Annotated in this window: 29 protein-coding genes and 1 pseudogene; all 30 read left to right on the top strand. The window is 36.3% G+C overall.

The window, feature by feature from the left end; translation table 11 throughout:
• Nucleotides 1–106: pseudogene (locus K2Q13_RS12965) on the top strand (elongation factor Tu); the annotation flags it as partial.
• A gap of 75 nt (nucleotides 107–181) precedes the next feature.
• Nucleotides 182–490, top strand: a complete 309-nt coding sequence (rpsJ, locus tag K2Q13_RS12960; RefSeq protein ID WP_013647104.1) for a 30S ribosomal protein S10 — start codon at nucleotides 182–184, stop codon at nucleotides 488–490.
• 67 nt (nucleotides 491–557) lie between these two features.
• Nucleotides 558–1,205: a 50S ribosomal protein L3 gene (rplC, locus tag K2Q13_RS12955; protein ID WP_292921652.1), complete on the top strand. Its 648-nt coding sequence runs from the start codon at nucleotides 558–560 to the stop codon at nucleotides 1,203–1,205.
• Between the two features lie 40 nt (nucleotides 1,206–1,245).
• On the top strand, nucleotides 1,246–1,866 hold the full coding sequence (gene rplD, locus K2Q13_RS12950) for a 50S ribosomal protein L4 (RefSeq protein WP_292921650.1): 621 nt from the start codon (nucleotides 1,246–1,248) through the stop codon (nucleotides 1,864–1,866).
• Entirely contained in the window at nucleotides 1,863–2,198 is a 336-nt protein-coding gene (gene rplW, locus K2Q13_RS12945) for a 50S ribosomal protein L23 (RefSeq protein WP_292921648.1), read from the top strand. The genes rplD and rplW overlap by 4 nt, the downstream gene beginning before the upstream one ends.
• Complete coding sequence (gene rplB / locus K2Q13_RS12940; protein WP_292921658.1) at nucleotides 2,198–3,031, top strand: 50S ribosomal protein L2; 834 nt, start codon at nucleotides 2,198–2,200, stop codon at nucleotides 3,029–3,031. The genes rplW and rplB overlap by 1 nt, the downstream gene beginning before the upstream one ends.
• Nucleotides 3,032–3,035: 4 nt before the next feature.
• Nucleotides 3,036–3,317: a 30S ribosomal protein S19 gene (gene rpsS / locus K2Q13_RS12935; RefSeq protein ID WP_292921646.1), complete on the top strand. Its 282-nt coding sequence runs from the start codon at nucleotides 3,036–3,038 to the stop codon at nucleotides 3,315–3,317.
• 8 nt (nucleotides 3,318–3,325) lie between these two features.
• Nucleotides 3,326–3,685, top strand: coding sequence for a 50S ribosomal protein L22 (gene rplV, locus K2Q13_RS12930; protein ID WP_292921644.1), 360 nt, complete (start codon nucleotides 3,326–3,328; stop codon nucleotides 3,683–3,685).
• A gap of 1 nt (nucleotide 3,686) precedes the next feature.
• On the top strand, nucleotides 3,687–4,505 hold the full coding sequence (rpsC, locus tag K2Q13_RS12925) for a 30S ribosomal protein S3 (RefSeq protein WP_292921642.1): 819 nt from the start codon (nucleotides 3,687–3,689) through the stop codon (nucleotides 4,503–4,505).
• A gap of 15 nt (nucleotides 4,506–4,520) precedes the next feature.
• A complete protein-coding gene (gene rplP / locus K2Q13_RS12920; protein WP_292921640.1) occupies nucleotides 4,521–4,937 on the top strand; it encodes a 50S ribosomal protein L16 in 417 nt (138 codons plus the stop codon).
• A 2-nt stretch (nucleotides 4,938–4,939) separates the two neighbouring features.
• The gene (gene rpmC / locus K2Q13_RS12915) at nucleotides 4,940–5,137 is read left to right on the top strand and encodes a 50S ribosomal protein L29 (protein ID WP_292921638.1); all 198 of its coding nucleotides are present in this window, start codon (nucleotides 4,940–4,942) and stop codon (nucleotides 5,135–5,137) included.
• A complete protein-coding gene (gene rpsQ / locus K2Q13_RS12910; protein ID WP_365726000.1) occupies nucleotides 5,130–5,381 on the top strand; it encodes a 30S ribosomal protein S17 in 252 nt (83 codons plus the stop codon). The genes rpmC and rpsQ overlap by 8 nt, the downstream gene beginning before the upstream one ends.
• Before the next feature lie 176 nt (nucleotides 5,382–5,557).
• Entirely contained in the window at nucleotides 5,558–5,926 is a 369-nt protein-coding gene (gene rplN / locus K2Q13_RS12905; protein ID WP_292921636.1) for a 50S ribosomal protein L14, read from the top strand.
• Nucleotides 5,927–5,944: 18 nt separating this feature from the next.
• On the top strand, nucleotides 5,945–6,262 hold the full coding sequence (gene rplX / locus K2Q13_RS12900; RefSeq protein WP_292921634.1) for a 50S ribosomal protein L24: 318 nt from the start codon (nucleotides 5,945–5,947) through the stop codon (nucleotides 6,260–6,262).
• Nucleotides 6,263–6,282: 20 nt separating this feature from the next.
• Nucleotides 6,283–6,822 (top strand): 50S ribosomal protein L5, encoded by a 540-nt coding sequence (rplE, locus tag K2Q13_RS12895; protein WP_292921632.1) that lies wholly within the window; start codon nucleotides 6,283–6,285, stop codon nucleotides 6,820–6,822.
• 7 nt (nucleotides 6,823–6,829) lie between these two features.
• Nucleotides 6,830–7,135 (top strand): 30S ribosomal protein S14, encoded by a 306-nt coding sequence (rpsN, locus tag K2Q13_RS12890; protein WP_292921630.1) that lies wholly within the window; start codon nucleotides 6,830–6,832, stop codon nucleotides 7,133–7,135.
• 72 nt (nucleotides 7,136–7,207) lie between these two features.
• On the top strand, nucleotides 7,208–7,603 hold the full coding sequence (gene rpsH, locus K2Q13_RS12885; RefSeq protein ID WP_292921628.1) for a 30S ribosomal protein S8: 396 nt from the start codon (nucleotides 7,208–7,210) through the stop codon (nucleotides 7,601–7,603).
• Between the two features lie 12 nt (nucleotides 7,604–7,615).
• Entirely contained in the window at nucleotides 7,616–8,149 is a 534-nt protein-coding gene (gene rplF / locus K2Q13_RS12880; RefSeq protein WP_292921626.1) for a 50S ribosomal protein L6, read from the top strand.
• 10 nt (nucleotides 8,150–8,159) lie between these two features.
• Nucleotides 8,160–8,516, top strand: coding sequence for a 50S ribosomal protein L18 (rplR, locus tag K2Q13_RS12875; protein WP_292921625.1), 357 nt, complete (start codon nucleotides 8,160–8,162; stop codon nucleotides 8,514–8,516).
• 13 nt (nucleotides 8,517–8,529) lie between these two features.
• Entirely contained in the window at nucleotides 8,530–9,072 is a 543-nt protein-coding gene (gene rpsE / locus K2Q13_RS12870) for a 30S ribosomal protein S5 (protein ID WP_292921623.1), read from the top strand.
• Complete coding sequence (rpmD, locus tag K2Q13_RS12865) at nucleotides 9,065–9,256, top strand: 50S ribosomal protein L30 (RefSeq protein ID WP_292921621.1); 192 nt, start codon at nucleotides 9,065–9,067, stop codon at nucleotides 9,254–9,256. Before rpsE ends, rpmD begins: the two co-directional genes overlap by 8 nt.
• 1 nt (nucleotide 9,257) lies before the next feature.
• Nucleotides 9,258–9,689 (top strand): 50S ribosomal protein L15, encoded by a 432-nt coding sequence (rplO, locus tag K2Q13_RS12860; RefSeq protein WP_292921620.1) that lies wholly within the window; start codon nucleotides 9,258–9,260, stop codon nucleotides 9,687–9,689.
• A gap of 17 nt (nucleotides 9,690–9,706) precedes the next feature.
• Complete coding sequence (gene secY / locus K2Q13_RS12855; protein ID WP_292921618.1) at nucleotides 9,707–11,038, top strand: preprotein translocase subunit SecY; 1,332 nt, start codon at nucleotides 9,707–9,709, stop codon at nucleotides 11,036–11,038.
• A 20-nt stretch (nucleotides 11,039–11,058) separates the two neighbouring features.
• A complete protein-coding gene (gene infA / locus K2Q13_RS12850; protein WP_013647126.1) occupies nucleotides 11,059–11,277 on the top strand; it encodes a translation initiation factor IF-1 in 219 nt (72 codons plus the stop codon).
• A gap of 35 nt (nucleotides 11,278–11,312) precedes the next feature.
• Nucleotides 11,313–11,426 (top strand): 50S ribosomal protein L36, encoded by a 114-nt coding sequence (gene rpmJ / locus K2Q13_RS12845; RefSeq protein ID WP_292921616.1) that lies wholly within the window; start codon nucleotides 11,313–11,315, stop codon nucleotides 11,424–11,426.
• Between the two features lie 29 nt (nucleotides 11,427–11,455).
• Nucleotides 11,456–11,815 carry a 30S ribosomal protein S13 gene (gene rpsM, locus K2Q13_RS12840; RefSeq protein WP_292921614.1) on the top strand — a complete coding sequence of 120 codons (360 nt, stop codon included), beginning with the start codon at nucleotides 11,456–11,458 and terminating at the stop codon, nucleotides 11,813–11,815.
• A gap of 33 nt (nucleotides 11,816–11,848) precedes the next feature.
• Nucleotides 11,849–12,238: a 30S ribosomal protein S11 gene (gene rpsK / locus K2Q13_RS12835; RefSeq protein ID WP_292921612.1), complete on the top strand. Its 390-nt coding sequence runs from the start codon at nucleotides 11,849–11,851 to the stop codon at nucleotides 12,236–12,238.
• A gap of 12 nt (nucleotides 12,239–12,250) precedes the next feature.
• Nucleotides 12,251–12,877, top strand: coding sequence for a 30S ribosomal protein S4 (gene rpsD, locus K2Q13_RS12830; protein WP_292921611.1), 627 nt, complete (start codon nucleotides 12,251–12,253; stop codon nucleotides 12,875–12,877).
• Between the two features lie 45 nt (nucleotides 12,878–12,922).
• Nucleotides 12,923–13,930: a DNA-directed RNA polymerase subunit alpha gene (gene rpoA, locus K2Q13_RS12825; RefSeq protein ID WP_292921609.1), complete on the top strand. Its 1,008-nt coding sequence runs from the start codon at nucleotides 12,923–12,925 to the stop codon at nucleotides 13,928–13,930.
• Nucleotides 13,917–14,321: a 50S ribosomal protein L17 gene (gene rplQ, locus K2Q13_RS12820; RefSeq protein WP_292921607.1), complete on the top strand. Its 405-nt coding sequence runs from the start codon at nucleotides 13,917–13,919 to the stop codon at nucleotides 14,319–14,321. The genes rpoA and rplQ overlap by 14 nt, the downstream gene beginning before the upstream one ends.
• Nucleotides 14,322–14,348: the final 27 nt, after the last annotated feature.

The following is a 14,348-nucleotide window of genomic DNA, read 5'->3' as shown; positions in this document are numbered from 1 at the left end:
GGTAAATTTGATAGCACCTATTGCGATGGAAGATGGATTGCGTTTTGCGATACGCGAAGGTGGTAGAACTGTTGGTGCTGGCGTTGTTGCTAAGATTATTGAGTGATTGAGAAGGTAAAGAAAAATAAGTTCAATATATAGTGCGGTAATATATTGAATTTATTAATTCAGGAACGAGTATATGCAAAATCAAAAAATTAGAATTCGTCTTAAAGCCTTCGATTATCGTTTGATAGATAAATCAGCTATAGAAATTGTTGAAACAGCAAAAAGGACAGGAGCGGTAGTAAAGGGACCGATTCCATTGCCGACCAAAATAGAACGCTTTGATGTGCTGCGCTCGCCTCATGTGAACAAGACTTCGCGTGATCAGTTTGAAATTAGAACGCATTTAAGGTTAATGGATATAATAGATCCGACAGATAAGACAGTGGACGCATTGATGAAATTGGACCTTCCTGCAGGTGTCGATGTAGAGATAAAACTGTAAATAAAAAATTAATATTTTCTTAAGATTAAGAAATTAAATAAAGAACACTCCTGAAAAGAGAGATAGAATGAGTTTAGGATTAATTGGCCGTAAGATCGGTATGATGCGAATATTCGCGGAGAATGGAGATGCTTTTCCAGTAACAGTAATTGATGTTACAAATAATCGTATAACCCAAATAAAGAAAACTTCTTCTGATGGTTATTGTGCTGCACAGATATCATTCGGTCAGAAAAAGATATCAAAGGTGAGTAAATCGACAGCCGGTCATTGTGCTAAAGCTGGTGTGGTGGCTGGGAGCATTGTCAGAGAGTTCAGGGTAAATGATGATTCTATTCTTGATCAATTCCAGAATGGTATGGAGATTAAGAACGATATATTTAAAGTAGGGCAAACAGTTGATATATCTGGAGTTACGATAGGAAAGGGTTTTGCAGGGGCAATAAAGTTACACCACTTTTCTTCCAACAGAGCAAGTCATGGCAATTCGAAAGCGCATAATAAACCAGGTTCAATTGGCATGGCCCAAGATCCGGGGCGTATTTTCCCAGGTAAGCGTATGGCTGCACATATGGGTAACGTGAGGAGAACTACACAAAATATTGAAATATTAAGAATTGATAGCGAAAGAAATTTGTTGTTAGTTAAGGGTGCAGTTCCAGGATCGAAAGGTGGATATGTAATAGTTCGGTCAAGCGTAAAAGAAAAAAAGTGAATTTATAAAGATAAAATATAAACAGTAGGGTGAATAGGTAATGGAAATTGAGCTTATCGATAATAAAAATCAGAAAACAGGAAGCGTAACTGTCTCTGATGAGCTTTTTAAGAGAGATTATAACGAAGCGCTCGTTCATCAGGTTGTGACTTCATATTTATCTAATGCGCGTTCTGCAACTCGGGCACAAAAAGGTAGATCGGATATCTCTAAGTCAACTCGTAAACCATGGCGCCAAAAAGGTACGGGCAGAGCACGTGCTGGTATGGCTTCGAGTCCTATATGGCGCGGAGGCGGTAAAATATTTCCCAGCAGTTCTGAGGAAAGTTTTAAAAAGAAATTGAATAAAAAAATGTATCGTGCCGGAATTAGTTCTATATTCTCGCAGCTAATTCGTGATAATAGGTTGTTTGTTATTGAATCATTTAGCGTCGATTCGTATAAAACTAAAGCATTGTCAGAGAAATTAGAAGTTCTCGAATTGAGTAATGTGATGATTATAACGAATGAAATTGATAGTAATCTTTATTTGTCATCGCGAAATATTCCTAATATTGCTGTTGTTGAAGTGCGCAATATAGATCCAGTCAGTCTTTTGAAATTTAAAAAAACACTTATCACGAGCGATAGTTTAAAAAGGATAGAGGAGCTTCTTTCATGAATAGTGTAATTAGCAATCAGGACCGCTTATTGAAAATTATATTGGCGCCTCATATTTCAGAAAAAGCAACTTATTTAGGCGAGAAAAATAATCAAACTATGTTTCGTGTAGCGACGGACGCTACTAAGCTAGAAATTAAAAAAGCTGTGGAATTGCTATGGAAAGAACAAAAAATTGAAGTAGAAAAAGTCCAAACGATTAATGTTAAAGGAAAGCAAAAGCGGTTTGGACGCTTTATGGGAAAAAGATCTGATTGGAAAAAAGCTATCGTGAGGATTAAAAGCGGGCAAGAGTTGAATTTTACAAATTTTTCGAATGTAGAGGCTAAATGATGGCACTTGTAAAATTAAAACCAACATCGCCTGGGCGAAGATCTGTTGTTAAGCTGGTAAATAATGAATTACACAAAGGAAAGCCTCATAAAAGTTTGCTTGAAAAGCAGTCTAAAACTGCGGGCCGTAATCATCATGGGCATATCACCACACGGCACCGTGGTGGGGGCCATAAACAACATTATAGGTTAATGGATTTTAAACGCAATAAAGATGATGTCACCGCTACTATAGAACGCATTGAATATGATCCAAACAGATCAGCTAATATCGCTTTGGTATGTTATGCCGATGGGGAAAGAAAATACATAATTGCTCCAAAAGGATTGGCAGTAGGAATGAAAATTGGTAGTGGAAATTTAGCGCAAATTAAGCTTGGTGATACTTTATCACTACGTAATATACCAATAGGAACAATAGTTCATTGTGTTGAGTTGTTGCCTGGAAAAGGAGCTCAATTAGCTAGATCAGCAGGTTCGTTTGTTCAATTGCAAGCCAGAGAAGGTAATTACGCACAAATTAAACTGCGATCAGGTGAGGTGCGTAAAGTTCATATAGATTGCCGTGCTACTATCGGTGAAGTAGGTAATGCAGAGCATGGTTTAAGATCCATTGGTAAGGCGGGTGCAGTAAGATGGCGTGGAATTAGACCGACTGTGCGTGGCGTGGCAATGAATCCCGTAGATCATCCTCATGGTGGTGGTGAAGGTAGAACATCTGCGGGGAGGCATCCGGTAAGTCCTTGGGGGACACCAGCCAAGGGATATAGAACTCGTAAAAATAAAAGAACAAATGTGATGATAGTTCGTCATCGCTATTCAAAAAAAGGATGATTAAATGCCACGATCAGTAAAAAAAGGACCATTCGTTGATACTCATTTAGTTCTAAAAATAGAAAAGGCGCGAAATACAAATGATAAGCGGCCTATTAAAACATGGTCTAGACGATCAACGATATTGCCTGATTTTATTGGATTAACTGTAGCAGTCCATAATGGAAAACAACACATACCGATATTTGTTACCGAAAATATGGTGGGTCATAAGTTTGGAGAATTTTCATTAACACGTACTTTTAAAGGGCATGCTGGTGACAAGAAAGTTGTTACGAAGCGTTAAAAATTAAAATGGAAACAATTGCTAAATTACGTGGTGCAAGAATTTCAGCTCAAAAATGTCGTCTTGTTGCTGATCAAGTAAGGGGCTTGACTGTGGACAAAGCGTTGAACATATTAATATTTAGTCCAAAAAAAGGTGCGGAAATAATACATAAGCTACTAGAGTCTGCAATAGCTAATGCTGAACACAATGATGGTGCTGATATTGATGAACTTACTATATCGTCAATTATAGTTGATCAAGGTGCATCTATGAAGAGAACTAGCGCTCGTGCTAAAGGTCGTGGAAATAGAATTGTGAAACCAACATGCCACATATCACTGACTTTGGGTGATGGTAGTGGTTATACTAATAAAGGCACTAACTGATATGGGTCAAAAAATAAATCCGACTGGTTTTAGGCTGTCTGTGCAAAAAAATTGGTTGTCGAGATGGTATGCGAATAGTAGTAATTTTTCGGCTATGCTTAATGAAGACATAAAGGTTCGAACTTTTCTTGCAAATAGACTTAAAAATGCATCAGTTGGTAAGATTTTGATAGAAAGACCTTCAAAGAATGCTAGAATTACAATTTTTAGTTCTCGGCCAGGTGTCGTTATAGGCAAGAAAGGTGAAGATATTGAGGTGCTGCGTAGCGAGCTACAAAAAAGAATGGGTGTTCCTGTTCATGTAAATATAGAGGAAATTAGAAAGCCAGAAATCGATGCGCAATTAATAGCTGATAATATTGCGCAACAGTTAGAAAAAAGAATAATGTTTCGAAGAGCAATGAAACGGGCAATGCAAAATGCCATGAGACTTGGTGCTCAAGGAATAAAAATTATGAGTTCTGGTAGATTAAATGGGATTGAGATTGCTCGTACTGAGTGGTATAGAGAGGGAAGGGTTCCACTTCATACATTAAGAGCTGACATTGATTACGGAACATCAGAAGCTAAAACAACTTATGGAATCATAGGCATAAAGGTATGGATCTTCAAAGGAGAGTTACTGGGTAAAAGTGATCAAGTAATTCATTCAACTGCAAATCCAAATTCAGAAAATGAAAAAAAAAGACACAATAAGCGTTCTTCTTTATCATTCATAAATTCCTCAGATTCAAAGAATGAAATTAGCAGTAACAAAGATTCAGGTTTAGAAGATAGTTCGACCCATACTGAACAGATTGCGGAAGTCGATGAAAAATGAATTATGGAGAAATGAATGCTTCAACCAGCTAGAACTAAATATAGAAAGCAGCAGAAAGGAAGAAATACTGGAATCGCTACACGTGGAGCTAAAGTTAGTTTTGGTGAATTCGGATTAAAAGCAATAGGAAGAGGGCGACTAACATCACGCCAAATTGAAGCGGCACGTAGGGCAATGACGAGACACATCAAAAGAGGTGGGCGAATTTGGATCAGAGTTTTTCCTGATAAACCAATCTCGCAAAAACCGGCTGAAGTTAGAATGGGGAACGGAAAAGGAAATCCAGAATATTATGTGGCTGAAATACAACCGGGAAAAGTGTTGTATGAAATGGATGGGGTGACAGAGGAATTGGCAAAAGAAGCTTTCCGACTTGCTGCAGCAAAGCTACCTATTAGAACAACATTTACTATAAGGCAAATTGGTGGATAGTGATGAAGTCAGTCGAATTGAAAAATAAACAGCTATCGGAATTAAATTTAGAGTTAATTTCTTTATTAAAAGCGCAATTCGGGTTAAGAATGCAATTGGCAACACAGCAGTTGTCGAATACTAACAAGCTAAGAATGATAAAAAGAGATATTGCCAGAGTAAAAACATTTATAACCCAGCGACAAAATGATCATGAATAGCGATAAATTAAACCGAACGCGTACTATAAGTGGGAAAGTTATTAGTAATAAAATGGATAAAACTGTAACCGTATTGGTGGAACGTAGATTGATCCATCCACTATATGGGAAGTTTATTACAAGAACTAAGAAATATCATGCCCACGATGAAATTAATCAGTATTTGATAGGTGATACTGTTCTATTAGAAGAATGTCGTCCTTTATCAAAAACCAAAAATTGGAAAGTAATAGATAAAATATAAAATATAGAAGATATCGAATAAATGATATTTTTGTATATTATCTGGACTACGTGATATATAAATGTTTATTTTATAGTACATGCGGTAAAAATTTTAATTGATATGTTCTGAAGCTTGCTATAAAAATAACATTATATCTATGCATGAAGTAATTTATAATTAAAAGCGAATAGAAAATGATCCAAATGCAATCAATATTACGGGTGGCAGATAATACTGGCGCACGTTCACTTATGTGTATAAAAGTACTTGGCGGATCAAAAAGGAAATACGCGGGAATAGGCGATATTATTAAAGTTAGCGTTAAAGATGCGGCACCTAGAGGAAAAGTTAAAAAAGGTGAAGTTTATAATGCGGTAGTAGTTAGAACAGCAAAAGGTGTAAGACGTAATGACGGATCTTTATTAAAATTCGACGATAATGCAGCTGTATTGCTTAATAACAAATTTGAGCCGATAGGAACACGTATATTTGGTCCAGTGACTCGAGAGTTGCGAAATGTGCATTTTATGAAAATCGTATCTCTAGCTCCAGAAGTATTATAGCTATGGGAGGAAAGTGATATGCAAAAAATAAAAAAAGGTGATGACGTTATTATTATCACTGGTAAAGATAAAGGCAAAAGAGGAACTGTTCTTCGTATTGAAAGAATAGACTATTTAATTATTCAAGGAATAAATATAGTTAAGAAACATCAAAAACCTAATCCTACCAATGGTAGTGTAGGTGGTATAATTGGTAAAGAAATGCCGATGCATGTGTCTAACGTTGCAATTTATAATTTTCATTCAAAGAAACCTGACAGAGTTGGATTTAAGCTTACTGCGGAAAATAATAAAATCCGTATATTTAAATCTAGTGGGGATTTGATTGAACCGTAAAAAAGGAAGTGGATTTAAGTATGACTCGCTTACAAGAATATTATAGGAATGTAGCTGTTAAGAAACTTATTGAACAATTCAAATACAATTCGATAATGGAAGTGCCACGCATAACAAAAATTACATTAAATATTGGTCTAGGTGAAGCTACCATAGATAAAAAAATAATAGAAAACGCATTATCTGACATAAAAAAAATATCTGGTCAACATCCTGTCGTTACAAAAGCTAAGAAATCTATTGCGACGTTTAAGGTAAGACAGGATTATCCAATAGGATGTATGGTCACACTGCGACGAGTTAGGATGTATGAGTTTCTAGACCGATTAATAACCATCGCAATACCCAGAATAAGAGATTTTAGAGGGATATCTGGAAAATCTTTTGATGGCAGAGGTAACTATAATATGGGTATAAAAGAACAAATTATTTTCCCCGAGATAGATTATGATAAAATTGACGATTTGCGTGGAATGAATATATCAATTACAACTACAGCTAAAAGTGATGCTGAGGCTAAGGCATTGTTATCAGCTTTCAATTTTCCATTTAAAAACTGAGATCAAAATGGCAAAGCTTGCTATTATTAATAGAAATATCAAAAGATATAAAATAGTGCAGAAGTATGCAGAGCAAAGGATTAATTTAAAAAAAATAATAAATAATTCTGCGCTCAGTGATGCGGAACGTAGTGAATCTCGTCTGGTATTACAAAATTTGCCGAGAGACTCTAGCCCAGTCCGACTAAGAAATAGGTGCGCATTAACCGGTAGGCCTCGAGGTGTTTATTCTAAATTTGGTCTAGGAAGAAGCAAGTTAAGAGATATCGCGATGAGTGGTAAAATTCCAGGAATAATCAAAGCTAGCTGGTGATATATAATTCTTACTTGATAGTAAGATATTGTCAATTTTGTGTTAATGTAACTAATCGGTAGGTAATGCATTATGAGTATGAGTGATCCTATAGCAGATATGCTGACGCGGATGCGTAATGGACAAATGGCAAAAAAAACATCAGTAATAATGCCAAGTTCTCGCATTAAACAAGCAATAGCTAATGTTCTTAAAGATGAAGGATATATAGAAGCTTTTGATATCGTCGATCAAGGAAGTAAAAAAAATATAGAAATCAAACTAAAATATCACTCGGGTGATCGGGTGATAGAAAAGATAACGCGCGTTAGTAAACCTGGTTTAAGAATTTATAAATCTAGTAAGAATCTGCCGAATGTTATGAACGGATTGGGGATTGCAATTATGTCCACATCTAAAGGTGTGATGACTCAAAGAAAAGCGCAACAGCTTGGAGTTGGCGGTGAATTATTATGCTATGTTGTTTAAAGGAGATGTTAAATGTCTCGTGTTAGTAAAAATCCCATAATTATCCCGTCCAACGTTGAAGTGACCACTTCAAATTATAACATATCAATAAAAGGGCCTTTAGGAACTTTGCATCAAAAATTAACTAATTTTGTTGTGTTGGAAGTGATTGATAATGAAATTAGAATTAAGTCAGCAAATGAATCAAAACATGCTAACGCTATGTCCGGGACAGTCAGGTCTCTTGTTGCCAATATGGTTCACGGTGTGACTGTAGGTTTTGAAAGGAAATTACAGTTAGTAGGTGTTGGCTATCGAGCTCAGGCTGCACAGAATAAAATTAACTTGGCTTTAGGATTTTCACATCCTGTAGATTATATTGTCCCTGATGGAATCAAAATTGAAACCCCGACGCAGACAGAAATCCTTATTAAAGGAATGAGCAAGCAAGTAGTTGGGCAAACAGCTGCTGAAATACGAGCATATAGAAAACCAGAGCCATATAAGGGCAAAGGTGTTCGTTATTCAGATGAGAAAATTATTCTCAAAGAAACGAAGAAAAAATAAGTGAAATAATATGGCAAATTTAAAAGTTAGGCGATTAAGACGTTCAAGAAGGACTCGATATAAAATTGCAGAAATTGGCGCTATAAGATTATGTGTGCATAGAACTAATTTGCATATATATGCGCAATTAATAGATGATAATCAACATAAAACCATAGCTTGTGCGTCTACTTTAGAGCCCGACGTTAAAAAAGAAATTTCTTCAGGTAGCACCGTGACAGCTGCGTCATTTATTGGAAAAAGAATCGCCGAGAAAGGAAAGAAGTGTGGAATTACAAATATCGCCTTTGATAGATCAGGATATAAATTTCATGGAAGAGTGCAGGCGTTAGCAGAATCGGCTCGCCAAAATGGATTAAAATTCTAATCAAGGATTTAAGATGGCAAAAATTGGCAAGGCAGGTGTAAAACACTCAGGAAATGAAGAAACTGGTGATGATTTGCGAGAGAAAATGGTGGCCATCAATAGAGTTACCAAAGTTGTAAAGGGTGGACGTATTTTAGGCTTTGCTGCTCTTACTGTTGTTGGTGATGGTGATGGTAGTGTCGGGATGGGAAAGGGAAAATCACGTGAAGTTCCAGTTGCTGTTCAAAAGGCTATGGACGAAGCCCGTAAAAGAATGATTAAGATTAAATTAAAGAACGGCACTATATATCATCCAATTATTGCTTCTCATGGAGCTGCTAAAGTATATATGCAGCCTGCACCAGAAGGGACGGGAATTATTGCTGGTGGACCTATGCGCGCGATTTTTGAAGTGATAGGCATGACGGATATTCTAGCTAAATGTATTGGTTCTACGAATCCATATAATGTTGTGCGAGCAACAATTAAGGGATTGAATTCTATGAACACACCTGCAAGTATAGCTGCGAAACGTGGAAAAACGGTTAAAGAAATTCTAGGAATTGATAATGGTTGATGAAAAAATGCCAAATACTGTAAAAATATACTTGGTTAAAAGTCTGATAGGCGTCAAACAATCTCATAGAGCAACTATAAGAGGTTTGGGTTTAAAAAAGATTAACAGCTCATCAGTGCTTGAGAAAACACCTGAAACTATTGGGATGATTAATAAGATTAAATATTTAATAAAGTGTGATTGATATGTTTTTAAATTCAATTAAGCCTGCTATTGGTTCTTCTAAAAGTAAAGTGCGGGTGGGTCGGGGTATTGGGTCAGGTTTTGGAAAAACTTGCGGTCGAGGTCATAAAGGACAAAAATCACGTTCCGGAGGATTTCATAAAGTAGGGTTTGAAGGCGGACAAATGCCAATTCAGCGGCGTTTGCCAAAAAGAGGATTTTCATCTTTTAAAAGAGATGATTATTCTTCTTTGCGAATCAGAGATTTAAAGATAGTCTCTGAAGCTACTATCAATGTTGATTTGCTAAAAAAATATAATATTATTTCTAATAAAGTTAAAAAAGTTAAAATTTATGGCATTGATCAGATCGATAGAGCAATTTCGTTAGAGGGATTCTATGTCAGCAAAGGGATCAAAGTGATGATAGAAGCTTCGGGTGGAAAAATATTATAGAAGCATAAGGAAAAAAAGTGGCTATCAAAGGTTCATTAAATAAGCCCGTCGACAAATTTTCTGATTTAAAACGACGTTTATGGTTTTTGTTATTAGCGTTAATTGTATATAGGATTGGAGCACATGTTCCAGTGCCTGGTATTGATTCAATTGTATTAAAAGACTTGTTTGAATCCCAGGAAAGTGGCGTCTTGGGGATGTTTAATATGTTCTCAGGTGGTGCACTTTCACGTTTCTCGATATTTGCGTTGGGTATAATGCCCTACATTTCAGCTTCTATTATTATGCAACTTGGAACTGTTGCTGTGCCTTACTTAGAAGCACTAAAGAAGGAAGGCGAGAGTGGTAGACGGAAAATTACCCAATATACGCGATATGGGACACTTGCTCTTGCTTTAGTACAAAGTTATGGAATTTCAATTGCACTTCAATCGCAAAGCGGATTGGTAATTAACCCAGGTGGGATGTTTACACTGACTACAGTGATTACGTTGGTAACAGGAACAATTTTTTTAATGTGGTTGGGTGAACAAATAACCGAGCGAGGCATTGGCAATGGTATTTCTCTAATAATATTTGCCGGTATAGCAGCAGGCTTACCAAGTGCTATAGGTGGAACCTTGGATTTAGTTAGCACTGGATCGATGCATTTTCTCGTTGCACTGGGGATATTTATTGCTGCAGCTTTAGTCACGTGGTTTGTCGTTTTTGTAGAAAAAGGTCAGAGACGAATTTTGGTGAATTATGCAAAACGCCAGGTTGGGCAAAAGATATACGGTGGTCAGAGTTCTCATTTACCTTTAAAAATAAACATGGCGGGAGTGATACCGCCTATTTTTGCATCAAGCATTATTTTATTTCCGGCAACCTTGGCAGGATGGTTTGCAAATAATGATTCAATGATATTATTAAAAGATATTAGTGCTGCATTATCTCCTGGGCAGCCAATTTATGTGATGCTGTACGCTGTAATGATTATTTTCTTTTGTTTTTTTTATACAGCGCTTGTTTTTAATCCAAAAGAAACAGCCGACAACCTTAAAAAAAGTGGAGCTTTTGTTCCTGGTATTAGACCTGGAGAACAAACCACTAGATATATTGAAAGAATAATGCTTCGTTTAACCTTAGCAGGATCTATATATGTGACACTCGTATGCTTGTTGCCAGAGTTCTTAATCCTCAAATGGAATGTTCCATTTTATTTTGGTGGAACTTCGCTTTTAATTATAGTGATAGTTACAATGGATTTTATGTCACAAGTACAATCTCATGTGATGTCCTCTCAATATGACAGTTTATTGAAAAAAACCAATCTTAAAACTAATACTGGGAAGCTAAGTGCTAAATAGAAGGTTATCACAATAATTTAATGGCTAAAGAAGAAACAATTCAAATGCAAGGAGAGATACTTGAAACTCTCCCCAATGCTACATTTCGGGTTAAACTAGAAAATGGCCATATTGTTCTTGGTCATATCTCAGGTAAGATGCGAATGCATTATATAAGGATCTTGCCAGGTGACAAAGTAACAGTCGACTTGACACCGTATGACCTTACTAGGGCTAGAATTACATTTAGAGCTAAATAGTACTTTTTTTAAAAACCCTTTGTGGACTAGAAATTATGAAAGTAAATGCATCTGTAAAAAAATTTTGTAGAAAGTGTAAGATTATACGTCGTAATAGAGTACTTAGAGTGATATGCGAGGATCCTAGGCACAAACAACGGCAAGGATGATTATTTTTTTTTATACACAAGGAAATTGAATGGCGCGTATCGCTGGTGTAAACATTCCCAATCATAAACATATCGGTATAGCATTAACTTCAATATATGGAATTGGCCGAACAAGTTCTAATGATATATGTAAAGCTATAGGTGTAGATATTGATCGAAAACTTAAGGATTTATCTGAAGATCAGATAGAATTAATACGTGATCAAGTTGCAAAACTAACAATTGAAGGAGATTTACGCCGAGAGATCTCAATGAATATAAAGAGACTTATGGATCTTGGATGTTATCGTGGTTTGCGTCATCGACGTGGTCTTCCTGTCCGCGGTCAGAGAACACGTACTAATGCAAGGACTAGAAAAGGGCCTCGTAAAGCGATACGTTCTCGATGACAATTTTTATGAATAGGTATAAAAGGTAATTAAATGGTTAAAGCAACTTCTAAAGTAAGAAAAAAAATAAAGAAGAATGTGGCGGAAGGTATAGCTCATATACATGCTTCGTTTAACAACACAATTGTTACAATTACTGATAGGCAGGGCAATGCTTTATCTTGGGCAACCTCTGGAGGGGCTGGGTTTAAAGGTTCTCGTAAGAGTACACCATTCGCAGCACAAATTGCTGCTGAAAATGCAAGTAAAATAGCAATTGATTGTGGTGTAAAAAACTTAGAGGTCAGAGTTAAAGGCCCTGGCCCTGGAAGGGATTCAGCTGTGAGAGCTTTGAATTCGGCTGGATTTAAAATAACTAGCATTTCAGACGTAACACCAGTACCACATAATGGATGCCGTCCTCCAAAAAAACGAAGAATCTGAGGAGATTAAACTTTGGCAAAAAATATTGAGCCTAAATGCAAGCAATGTAGACGTGAAGGTGAGAAGCTTTTCCTGAAGGGTGAAAAATGTTTTACTGACAAATGTGCAATAGAACGAAGAAATTATCCTCCAGGACAACATGGTCAGAAGAAAGGAAGAATTTCTGATTATGGTGGTCAGCTACGGGAAAAGCAAAAAATAAGAAAGATATACGGAATTTTGGAAAAGCAATTCAGGAATATTTACAAAATTGCTGACAAGCAACGTGGTATAACTGGTGATAATCTCCTTCAGTTGCTTGAAAGCCGTCTTGACAATGTCGCTTTTCATATGGGATTTGGAGCGTCAAGAGCTGAGGCTAGACAAATAGTCCGACATAATTGTATTTTAGTAAATGGAAGTCGTGTAAATATTCCATCATATAGAGTGAAAGCTGGAGATATTGTAGAGGTTGTAAATGCAGCAAAAGAACAGTTGAGAATTAAACACGCCCTTGAAATGGCGAATAATCGAACTTTCCCAACATGGATTGAAGTTGACATTAAGGCAATGAAAGGCATTTTTAAAATGAAGCCTGAACGATCTGATCTACCTGCGACGATTAATGAATCTTTGGTTGTCGAGTTGTATTCTAAGTAATCAATAATAGTATTGATTTTCTTTATCTAAAGGCACATTATTATTATGCAAGGTACAGATTTGCTAACGCCAAGAATTATTGATGTTCAAAATATATCACCGCTTCATGCAAAAGTTGTTATGGAGCCATTTGAACGAGGTTATGGTCATACATTAGGCAATGCCTTGCGGCGGATATTATTGTCTTCTATGACTGGATATGCTCCAACAGAGGTTAAAATTGCTGGCGTATTGCATGAATACTCGGCACTTGATGGTGTGCAAGAAGATGTTGTTGATATATTGATGAACATAAAGGGTATCGTTTTAAAACTACATAATAATGATGAGGTTGTACTTACATTAAATAAAACTGGTAAAGGTATTGTTACAGCTGCAGATATTGAGTTAAGCCACGATGTTGAAATCATTAATCCAGAGCATGTGATTGCTCATCTGACATCAGACGGAAAAATTGATGTACAGCTTAAAGTGGAGAAAGGAAGAGGCTATGCTCCTGCTAATATTAGAAAAATTGGCATCAATGAAAAAAATAGTATAGGAACGATATTGCTGGATGCATCTTTTAGCCCAATTAAACGCGTTAGTTATTCGGTTGAGAGTGCCCGTGTTGAACAGCGAACAGATCTAGATAAATTAATTGTCGATATCGAGACGAATGGGGCAGTTGAGCCTGAAGAAGCAATACGTTTTGCTGCTCGAGTTTTAGTTCAGCAATTATCTGTTTTTGCTGATCTTGAAAGTACACCTATACCAAAAGAAAAACCACAAGCTCCGCAGATTGATCCCATATTACTTCGGCCAGTTGATGATTTAGAACTCACGGTAAGGTCAGCTAATTGTTTGAAAGTGGAAAATATATATTATATAGGTGATTTAATTCAAAGAACTGAAGCTGAACTACTTAGAACACCTAATTTGGGAAGAAAATCACTTAATGAAATCAAAGAAGTTTTGGCTTCAAGAGAACTTACATTAGGAATGAAATTAGATAATTGGCCACCGGCTAATCTTGATAGTGTTTCAAAGGAAAATAATCATGCGCCACAATAATGCTTTGAGAAAGCTAAATCGAACTAGTAGTCATAGAAAAGCTATGTTTCGTAATATGAGTAATTCACTATTGCGTTATGAAGTAATTAAAACAACGCTTCCAAAAGCTAAAGAACTAAGAAGATATGTTGAGCCTATGATTACTTTAGGAAAATCCCCTTCAGTTGCAAATAAAAGGTTAGCTTTCGATAGACTTCGTGATCGAGCAAGTGTAACAAAAATCTTTTCTGAATTGGGACCCCGTTATAATTCTCGCCCTGGAGGATATATCCGAATTCTTAGATATGGATACAGAAAAGGAGATAATGCTCCAATGGCTCTGGTAGAACTATTAGATAAACCTGTATATGAAGTTGACTCTCAATCTTCTATAACAGACAAAAGTAATTAATCTAAGCTTTTTCATTTTCATGCATAT

The sequence above is a fragment of the Nitrosomonas sp. genome, from assembly GCF_019752095.1.
In the GTDB taxonomy this organism is placed as follows: domain Bacteria; phylum Pseudomonadota; class Gammaproteobacteria; order Burkholderiales; family Nitrosomonadaceae; genus Nitrosomonas.
Note: the sequence above shows the minus strand (reverse complement) of the source record. Positions and strands in the feature narration are given on the sequence as shown.